We start from the raw sequence: 1,197 nt of genomic DNA, 5'->3' as shown, positions 1-1,197 counted from the left end.
GTTGAAGAAGGTTATTTAAAATTATCAATATTAAAGTGGAACCAACTTTATCCTACTATTTTAGGCGATGAGCATTACCCTTCAAACACTACATTGTTTTCTTCGTATGTCAAAGGACCAACTACATTGATTTCATTTCCAAGTTGCGCTGCTAATTGGAGTACATAAAATACTGCCTATTCAGGCTCTTCATTTTTTAATTCCGTTTTACATACTAGCTCATACTTTGTCTTATCTTTCCAATATTGCTCCAAAGATATAGTTACAATTTTATAGTTTACTGCAGACGTTGAAGCAACCAATAAAATGCTAAAACAAAAATAAGGCAAGACGCTGAGATCATCATTTTACGATACCATGGGAACCTGCGCAGCCAATTCAAGAGAGGCAGTAATAGACACAATACCATGAACTGACCCGTTTCCACTCCTAAATTAAATGAGAGGAGTGTGCCAATCAGATTGCTCTTTGGAAGTCCTATTTCAGTCAAAGCCCCGGCGAAACCCATACCGTGAATCAGGCCAAATATGGCTGTCAATAGCCACCGCCATTTCACCTTTTGAACAAATATATTTTCCACTGCCACATAACAGATGGTCAGCGCTATAAAAACTTCGACCCAATGCGAACTGACCTGAATACGGTCGGTGGCCACCAAGAATAGTGTTATGCTGTGGCCGATTGTAAAAGCAGTAACAATTTTCAACGCATCCTTGAAGCGAGATGCGATTAATACTAAGGATAACAAAAACAGCATATGATCGAACCCGGTCAAAATGTGTTCGATTCCAAGTACAAAGTATTTCCATAGGACGGATTCACTTTCAGGCTGAGCAATGGTGATCTGAACATCTTTTTTTTTGGTATCAAGAATATTCTGATAGAAATATTCCCCTGAATGGACCAAAAGTACATTCGTATGTAGAGGCGCATCTTCAAACATCAGATTGTAATGAAGATTAAATTGTTCGATAGCTTCATCGGCGGTTATCCTTAATTTAAAAATTACGCCAATCGTGGAACCCTTTTCTGCCAACTCCATCGAAAGCATTTCCATCGTTAAGGGCTTCGAATCCACATCTATACGAAGATCTTTCTGTAATACCGATTCGATTCTTTCTTTCTGCGAGGACAGTTCCTCGTTATCCAGATATTTATCCTTGTTGGTATCAAATTGTTCCAGCATGTCTATTTGAT

1 protein-coding gene is annotated in these 1,197 nt (G+C 38.5%); it reads right to left on the bottom strand.

Translation table 11 applies throughout. The features are described 5' to 3' along the window. Positions 1–277: 277 nt before the first annotated feature. The coding region (locus tag AC1DSB_RS19690; RefSeq protein ID WP_477587467.1) for a HupE/UreJ family protein at positions 278–1,197 on the bottom strand (920 nt) is incomplete at its 5' end.

It is taken from the genome of Paenisporosarcina sp. P4_E4_2, assembly GCF_056401595.1.
This window is presented reverse-complemented; position numbering and strand designations above follow the sequence as displayed.